Here is an 8,399-nt window from a genome sequence, read left to right as displayed (position 1 = left end):
CGGGCGAGTGCAAATACAAGGAGCGAAAAATTTCAAAAAACGTGCTAAACGAGCTAATGCTCAAATGCGAAAAAGCGCACCTCGCGCCCAATCTGCTCGCGCTATTTTCTAAAAGCGGCTTCAGCGGCGAGCTAGCAAGCCTAAAAAGCGATAAAATTTTACTTTTTTCGCTCGAGGATTTTAAAATTTTACTTTGAATTGCGCGTTAAAAAAAGCCCGATGGCAGCACATATAATTATGAGCCCAAACAAATCACTTAGGCATGCTTTTAGAGGATGCATCGTTTTAAATTTAGAATTGCCGGGCTACAATCAATATAAAATTCCGCCGCTTTAAAATTTCAAGCGGTGGAATTTTGTGAAATTTCAGCTTGCGCGGGCGGCTGTGCTGCGCGCGACTTGCGCTACCGCGAGCAAACTCGCGCTGTCCGCGCACAAACCCCGCGCCCTAAATTCCGCAAATTTAGACTATTTTTTCACTTTGATCACATATGGCACCGATTTGATCACGCCTTTGGAAAAGAGCGTCTTGGTGTCCGCATACACGGCGTCAAGCTCGGCTTTTGAGACGTCCGCATCGCTTACCTGCACGTTCTTATCGTAGTATTTCTCGATCACGTCGATCGCGCCTTTTTGATCGCTCGGCGAGAGGGCTTTCAGCTGCTTTAAAATCAGCGCCGATTTGATAAACGCGCTCTTGCCGTGCACCGGCGCAAAGATCAATTTTACGTTGCTATTGCGAAGATGCTTCGTGATCCTTTTCATCTCCTCGGCGCAATACGGGCACTCCGGATCACCCACGATGTAGGTCATATAGGGGTTGTTTTTATCAAACGACTCGATATAGGCGAATCTCGCGGGATTTATGCTCTTTAGCAGCTCAAGCGCGGCGGCATCCCTCGCGTCCTTTAAAATTTGAGTTCTCATCTTAAATAGCGCCGCATCCGCCGCATCCGCGAACTTGGGCTCCTCGGTCACTGCCACTAAGCTTTTGGCGTCGTCGCTAGCTAAAAACGCCTCTTTTTTCTCGCCCGAGCGGACGATCAGCAAATTTAGCCCGTTTAGCGAGTTTAGCTTGTCGATCGAGATGAGCTGAGCGTTTTTATCATTTAGACTTTGCTTTAGGTTTTTCACGAACTCCGCTTCGTTCGCATTCGCGCCAAGCGCAAAAGCCGCACACGTAGCCAAAACGTAGATGATTTTTTTCATAGCTTCCCTCCCCTTAAAATTTCGCCAATTATATCAATTTAAAATAAAATTTGTTATAATCGCGCCCTATCAATTTAAGGAGAAATTTATGGCTTATTCAATGGGCGATCTAAAAAAAGGTCTAAAAATCGAGGTGGACGGAATTCCGTTTAAAATCATAGAATACCAACACGTAAAACCGGGCAAAGGGCCAGCTTTCGTGCGCGTTAAAATAAAATCTTTCATCGATGGCAAGGTGCTTGAAAAGACCTTTCACGCCGGCGATAAATGCGAGGCGCCGAATCTCGAGGAAAAAGAGATGCAGTATCTCTACGACGACGGCGAGGCGTGTCAGTTCATGGATACCGATAGCTACGAACAGATCGCGATTAGCGACGAGGACGTGGGCGAGGCGAAAAAATGGATGCTAGATGGTATGATGGTAAATATAATGTTTTACAACGGCAAAGCGATCGGCGTGGATGTACCGCAGGTGGTGGAGCTTAAAATCGTAGAAACTGCGCCAAATTTCCGCGGCGATACGCAGGGCAGCAACAAAAAGCCCGCCACGCTTGAGACCGGCGCCGTGGTACAGATCCCATTTCACGTGCTCGAAGGTGAGGTCATCCGCGTTGACACCGTCCGCGGCGAGTATATCGAGCGCGCAAATAAATAATCCCCCCCCTGTTTTTGCGAAATTTTGATTTCGCAAAAATTCCTCTTTCTTTTAAAATTTATAAACTCCGAGCGATAAATTTAAACAGCGACCGTCACGTAAATTTTAATTAAAATGACTTTTTGGATTCGCCGAAATGCGAGATCATTTAATCTAAATTTTGCGTAGCGCTGATTTGGCAAATTTAGGATGATTTTACGATTAAATTTACGGATATGAAATTTGAGTATAAAAAACGCCCGAAAGCAAATCTTGCGACCCGCTTTCGGGCTTTGAGCTAGGCTGCAACTTTAATTAGATTTAAAATTTCACCTTCACTTGGGAAACGAGGCTTAGCAAAATCTTTATTGAAGAAAAGCTTTCTGCCGTCAACTTCTACTAGAAAGTCTCCGCTGCCACCAGGGACCAACTCGACAACTGCATCCTTATAGACGCCTGTTATTTCATCTCTCACACGGAGAGCTTGCGGTCTATAAGATCAAGAATTACAATAAGTAATTACAACCTTCATCTTTATTCCTTTCTAAAAAAGTGCCACATTGTAGCCAAACTAGCTTAAATTTTAATATAAAGGCTCAATTTCGCGCGCCTCAGCATTTAAAATTTACGAGCGAAATTTCGCCGTTTGCAAAGCCCTAAATTTCGCTGCTGTGAGCCTAAGGCTAGTCTTCAAATTTTAAAATTTCATCGTAGCAGAGATAAAAATCGCAGCCCTGCGCGTGGAATTTCTTATCGCCGTGAAAGTGTCCGAAATACCACCGCTCAGGTCTTACGAGCTCAAAGATCCTCTCTAAATACTCAGACGTTTTATCGGGAGTACTTTTGCCACACCAGAGGTATTCTTTTAAAAATTTCATCGCAAACCTCGGCGCCGTGTGGCTCAGCACCGCATCTATTCGCCCGCCCGCGGCGATAAAATCACGCGCATTTTGCACCGCATAGCTAAACTCCTCCTCGCTCGGAATCTCGCGCGCCCACCAGCTAAGCCCCGGTATCCGATGCGCCTTATCGACGCTAAGCGCGCCGCCAAAGCACAAAAAATGTCGCCCTGCAATCTCGTAAATTTCGCCGCGCCGTAGCCAAAAAATATTTTCGCCGCCCACGCCTACGCTGCCGCCGAATTTCCGCTCGCGCGGCAGTTCGTCCAACATATCGAAATTTTCGTGGTTGCCGTCGATAAAAAGAAGCGTGGCGGGGAGGTATCTTTCTATGTTTTTACGCACCATAAACTCATCTATCCGCTCGCTCCAAAACAGCCCAAAATCCCCGAGCACGATGACGAAATCATCGGCGCTAAGCCCGCCCGCAAAGGCCTTGTTCGTTATTTTGCCGATCTCGTTTATTCCGTGCGTATCTCCGCAAAGATATATCATATTCCTCTCCTTTAATCTGGCTCGCCGCGCTTTGTTGCAGCCCGTGCGAATGGAATTTTAAGCGCTAAATTTACCCGCAGCGTCGTGTAGATCGCAATCGACGCTCCGAGTCGCAACCGCGTAAATTTAATCCGAATTCGACACGTAAATTTAGGCGACAAAATTTTAAAAACGCAAGCACCAAGCCTGTAACCGCGCAAATTTAAAGCCGCGGCTTTTGATTTTAAATTTCGTGACGCAGGTCTAAGCGGCGAAATCCGAGTAGGCACAGCTTTGCTTACTGCCGCTAAATTTTAAATTTAGCGACGGACTTTATAAATTCCACGGCGAGCCACCTAAATTAAAGATTAAATTTAAAGCCTGCCGCGCAATTTCGTCGCCAGCGCTGCGCCGATTTTTTCATAGCCCTCTTTTTGCAAGTGGATTTCGTCAGGACGGATCAGCCCGCGCTCGCGCCAGCCGCGCCAGCCGCCATCCTCGTCCATAAGACCGGCTATGTCGTAAAACATCGCCCCCTCGTCTCGCGCTAGATGCGCTAGCACCTCCGCAGCGCGCGAGGCGTTTGGCACTTTAGGGCTTCGCGGCGGCGCTACGAGAAGGATTTTCGCACCGGGAGCTGCGGAGCGAACGGAGCGAAGCAGCCCACGGACGCTTTGGTAGAATTTCTGCTCGTCAAATTTCGGATCCATCGCGTCGTTTGTGCCATAAGCGATGACTACGAGATCGTATCTAAGTCCCGAAAAATCCCTACCAAAGGCATCTGCACCCCATTTTTCGTAGAGGTTGCTAAACGCGCCGTTGCTCGCGCAAGAGTCTGCAAAGCGCGCGTTTTTACGGTAAATTTTATATCCTCCAAGCTCTGCTCCGTCACGCAGCGATCTAATTTCGATCGGAAATCTAAGTCGCAGCTTAGAATACTCCCATTTCTGCGGCACTTCTTGCGAAATATACGCGCTTAGCCCACTTGCGTCGCGCACGCGAAAAATCTCGCCGCTCTGATCCGATTTATGTAAAATTTCGACGTAAAAATCGCCGCTAAGCTGCTTTAGTTCCAGTCGCACATTAGCGCCCTTTTTGCCGGTAGCGATCACTCCGCATAGCGGAAAATCGGGGTCTTGTTCGGTCCGAGACGAGATTACATTAAAGCCGCTTTGCTTAAATTCTATATTTTCGCTTTTGTGATATTTAGGCATCATTGCAGGCACGAAGCCGACGCTGTTTTGCACGAAAAAGCCGTGCCTGAAAGCATCTATCAGCGCATCGCTTCCTAAATGCGAATCGCCAAAAAATTTCACTCCAAAGCCCGCAGAGCTTTTTGCATTTGCGGAATTTATGCCGCGAACGCCTGCGTTTGCCGCGCATCCGCCTAATAATGCGGCAAATAAAATCACTATAAATTTACTCAACTTCAATCCTTGATAAAATTTCTTTCGCTACCGCTTCGCAACCCTCTTTGCTCATATGAATGCCGTCGTCTTGGCGCACGCGCACGAGCTTGGAGCCGCTTTGCAGATAGGTTTTATAGACGCCTTTTTCGCACACCAGCGGGGTTGTTTGCATAAAATACCCGCCAAGCGCCATACTAGCGTCGGCATATATTTGATTTAGCAGCTGCGTTTTCTCCTCAAAATCCGGCTTTTGCATACACGGCATCGCTAGCCACAGCACTCCTGCACCGTGCGAGTGCGCCGTATCGTAGATCTCGCGCACCCTTGAGGCGTAAAACTCCCGCCAGCGCGGCGTTTTAATGCCATAAGTTTTACCTCCCGCGCGGTACTCCCAGACGTCATTGGCGCCCAGCAGCACGACTACGAGCTTAACGCCGCTGTTCTCGCGAAGAGCGGTATCGAGCGTCTTTTGCCAGTCGAAAGATTTCTTGCTCGCAAGCCCCGTCGATTGCTTGCTAAGGTCGATCACTCTCAGGCTTCGCTTCGGGAAAAATTTCTTAGCGTTCATCCCCACGTATTGCATCAGACTATCGCCCATAAAAAGCACCTCATCGCCTGCATTTAGGCGGATCTTGCCATCGTCGCTAAGCGAAATTTTAGCATCAATCTCCGCGGAGCTTTGCGTCGTTAAATTCTGCTCCAAAGCCTGCGGAACAGGGAGTTGAGAATCGGAATTTTCGCCGCTTTGCAAGGTTGCGCTTGCCGTGACGGGATTTTGCGGCGCAGAGGAGTTGTGCGGCACAGAGCTTGTTGTAGCCAGGCTTTGTGACACGGAATTTTGCGAAGTAGAATTTTTAGAAGCAGAATTTTGTGCGTAAGGCTCCTGCGTCGAATCGCGCGTCTTTAAATGATGCGTAGAATTATTCAAAGCCGAATTCTTTGCAGCATGGGCTTGCGGCTTGCTACCTTGCGGCTTAACGCTTTGCGAAGTCTCGTGATCTCGCGCCCTCGTACTTTGCAAAGCTTGATTTTCCGCCATACGATCTTGCGCAGGTTTTTTAAAATTTTCGCTTCCGTCATGCGGACTTGCGTCCTCATCCTTGCTAAGATCCTCGCCTTTGATACGCTGCTCAAGCTTATCTGCGACATTTGCAATCTTTTCGTAGATCTCTCCGCCTACGCGAAACGGCGAGCGGCGCAGCCATTCTTCCAGCCCAAAATCATCGTGAAATCGCTGCTCCAAATAATAAAGCAGCGAGCCTTGCATAAAAAATGCCGAGAAAAGCAGCGCAAAAAGCAGAGTCGAAACAAACCTAAGCATCTAAAATCCTGCGTAGATGAAATTTGGAATTCCGCTTGGCATCAGCGCGAAAATCAGCGTGAAGATCATGCCGAGCACGAGAGCTTTAGGTAAAAACGGCAGCTCGGCAAAAAGCGCGATCAAAGTATCTTTAATAGCTGAAATTTTAGGATAAACAAAAATCCCCGCTAAAATCACCGCAAGCACCGCTAGCTCGCTAATATCTCCGAAAGCTCGCGCGCGGGTAAAAGCGCTCAAAATCGCCGCCGCATCCGGCAAGGAATTGGCGAAAAAAATCCAAGCGAAACTTACAAAAATATAGGTGCAAAATAGCGCCAAATGTGGATTTAGCGGCTTTACGCCCACTTTGGCAAGGCATTTTAAAAACACAAGCGCCACTCCGTGCAAAAGCCCCCAAATCAAAAAATTTAATCCCGCGCCGTGCCATATGCCCGAGAGCGCAAACGCGATTAGCAAATTTACGCAGGTGCGCGCAAAGCCATTGCGCGAGCCACCAAGCGGGATATAAATATAATCGCGTATAAACGTGGATAAGCTGATATGCCAGCGATCCCAAAACTCGCCTAAATTCTTAGCCGCATAGGGCATATTAAAATTCTGCGGCAGCTTAAAGCCCATCGCAAGCCCAAGCGCCCGCGCCATATCGATAAAGCCGCTAAAATTCGTATAAAGCACCACGCCATAAAGCAGCAGTGCGGCTAGAATTTGCGCCGCGGAGGACTCAGGCTCATCGCCGTAAACGCCCGAAATCACATCGCTATAATACGCGCCCAAATAGCCGCTAATAAGCAGCAGCTTAACTAAGGCAAAAATTATAAGCACATAAATTTCATCGGCATTGCCAAAGTGCTTGAAGCGATCAAACTGCGGCAGTACTGGCTCTACGCCCTTGGCAGCGCTAGCGCGCCCGATAGGACCCATCACGACACTAGGAAAAAACGCCAAAAAGCACGCCAGGCTCAAAAAGCCCTGCTCGCCGCATTCGCGCCTATAAACCGAGACGAAATAGGTGATTGACATAAAAACATAATATGAAATTCCAAGCGGAAACGCCACGCTATCGACGGCACCTAGGTGCAGCACAGCAAGCGCGGCATTGAAAAACTCCCTGACGTAGCCGTAATATTTAAAAAATACGAGAAAAAATAAGCCGCCAGCAACTGCCGCAAGCATCACTGCGCGCGCCTTCGCAGTTGGTAACGGAATCTGCTTCGCTAACCCCGCTTTTTGCACCTGCTTTGCTATGCCAGCTTGTTTTGCTGCGCTCATCTGCTTGGCTGCTGCTTTACGCGATAGCTTTTTCTTGTGCGAGGACTGCTTTGCGGGCGGTATGGCTTTCGCGACTACGCGATTAGCGCGCGCGATACACACCCCTGCAAAATATACGAAAGCGCTATAGGCTGCAAGCACTAGCGCAAAGCGCGGATTTATGGAGCACATAAAGCCGTAGCTTGCCAGTAGGATCAGAATTTTTTGCGCGAAAATATGATTTTTGAGCGTCCAATAAACGATTAAAAACGCTAAAAAAGCAAGGACAAACTCGGGCGAAAAAAATGTCATTCAATCTTTCCAATTTAAATTTTTAAAGCTCTTGCGGCTTTTAAACGCTTGCAACGCGAGATTTTATGCGCAGGCACGGCATTGCGCCGCTAAACGCTCTAATAAATCTAGCGTCCAAATCCTTCTTAGATTCACGGACAGCTTGCATGCAAACCCTTACCACGTGAGCAAAATTCCGCCACAATGGCAAAATTTGAAACGCAAACGAGGGCTCGACGCACGAATAAAATTTTTAAACGCGCTGAGCGGTTTGCCATCAAATTCTTACAAAACCTCGCAAACGCAGTCTCATAGGTTCTACCCGCATGATTTCAAAATAAGCGCCTTGGATCATGCTATATAAATTAGGCGCGCGACGCCGCTAAAATCTTATGAAATAAGATGAGCCGCACTTCATCACAACTATGTGGACTTAAATTCTACAAAGCAAAATTTTAAAAGCCAAAAATTTTGCAGCGATAATAAAATTCCGCCCGTTAAAATCTATCGCGCGAAATTACTAAGTAAATCTCACTTTAAGGCGTGATAGAAACCATCTAAAAGCTGCGCCTTATGAGCCAAAATCATAGCTTTTAATTTTTACTGCAAATTGCAGATCTGCGCCGCCATAAAGGCTCTTTTAATTTTATGGTAACGCAAACGCGCCTTGCGCTAGCTTCGCTCTTTAGTGTAAAACACAAGTTAAAATCAACGAGTTTCGCGTCGTAAAATTTTGGCTCTAGACTCGAATTTTAGCACAACAGCGCAAATTCGAGCTCACTAGGCAAAATTAGTCGTAAATTTATGCGCTACATAGATTTTAGTCTGAGCTGAAATTTAACCTAGCAGAGCCGAATCTTGCTTCGCAATCTAACCATTCTAACGAGATAATGTAAATTTTAATTTGCAATTTAA

The 8,399-nt window shown here is 47.3% G+C and carries 7 protein-coding genes and 1 pseudogene; 2 read left to right on the top strand and 6 right to left on the bottom strand.

Going from position 1 to position 8,399, the window contains the following annotated elements; genetic code table 11:
- Window positions 1-197: pseudogene (locus Q0257_RS05595) on the top strand (ATPase); the annotation flags it as partial.
- Between the two features lie 270 nt (window positions 198-467).
- Here Q0257_RS05595 and Q0257_RS05590 read toward each other — a convergent pair.
- On the bottom strand, window positions 468-1,208 hold the full coding sequence (locus tag Q0257_RS05590; protein ID WP_298022655.1) for a hypothetical protein: 741 nt from the start codon (window positions 1,206-1,208) through the stop codon (window positions 468-470).
- 88 nt (window positions 1,209-1,296) lie between these two features.
- On the opposite strand from Q0257_RS05590, the gene efp reads away from it, so the two are divergent.
- Entirely contained in the window at window positions 1,297-1,863 is a 567-nt protein-coding gene (gene efp, locus Q0257_RS05585; RefSeq protein WP_005871146.1) for an elongation factor P, read from the top strand.
- 277 nt (window positions 1,864-2,140) lie between these two features.
- Here the strand turns inward: efp and Q0257_RS05580 are convergent, their stop codons facing one another.
- From Q0257_RS05580 to Q0257_RS05560, 5 genes are all read right to left on the bottom strand, one after another.
- Window positions 2,141-2,374 carry a SelT/SelW/SelH family (seleno)protein gene (locus Q0257_RS05580; RefSeq protein WP_255349569.1) on the bottom strand — a complete coding sequence of 78 codons (234 nt, stop codon included), beginning with the start codon at window positions 2,372-2,374 and terminating at the stop codon, window positions 2,141-2,143.
- 151 nt (window positions 2,375-2,525) lie between these two features.
- Window positions 2,526-3,236, bottom strand: a complete 711-nt coding sequence (locus tag Q0257_RS05575; protein WP_298022652.1) for a metallophosphoesterase — start codon at window positions 3,234-3,236, stop codon at window positions 2,526-2,528.
- Window positions 3,237-3,589: 353 nt separating this feature from the next.
- A complete protein-coding gene (locus Q0257_RS05570) occupies window positions 3,590-4,642 on the bottom strand; it encodes a GDSL-type esterase/lipase family protein (RefSeq protein WP_297918680.1) in 1,053 nt (350 codons plus the stop codon).
- The gene (locus Q0257_RS05565; protein WP_298022649.1) at window positions 4,635-5,945 is read right to left on the bottom strand and encodes a DUF459 domain-containing protein; all 1,311 of its coding nucleotides are present in this window, start codon (window positions 5,943-5,945) and stop codon (window positions 4,635-4,637) included. Before Q0257_RS05565 ends, Q0257_RS05570 begins: the two co-directional genes overlap by 8 nt.
- Window positions 5,946-7,505, bottom strand: a complete 1,560-nt coding sequence (locus tag Q0257_RS05560; RefSeq protein WP_298022646.1) for an MBOAT family O-acyltransferase — start codon at window positions 7,503-7,505, stop codon at window positions 5,946-5,948. It abuts the gene before it with no gap.
- Window positions 7,506-8,399: the final 894 nt, after the last annotated feature.

This window comes from uncultured Campylobacter sp., from assembly GCF_938018035.1.
Taxonomy (GTDB): Bacteria; Campylobacterota; Campylobacteria; order Campylobacterales; family Campylobacteraceae; genus Campylobacter_B.
The sequence above is the reverse complement of the archived record's forward strand: the minus strand, read 5'-3'. Positions and strand labels throughout refer to the sequence as shown.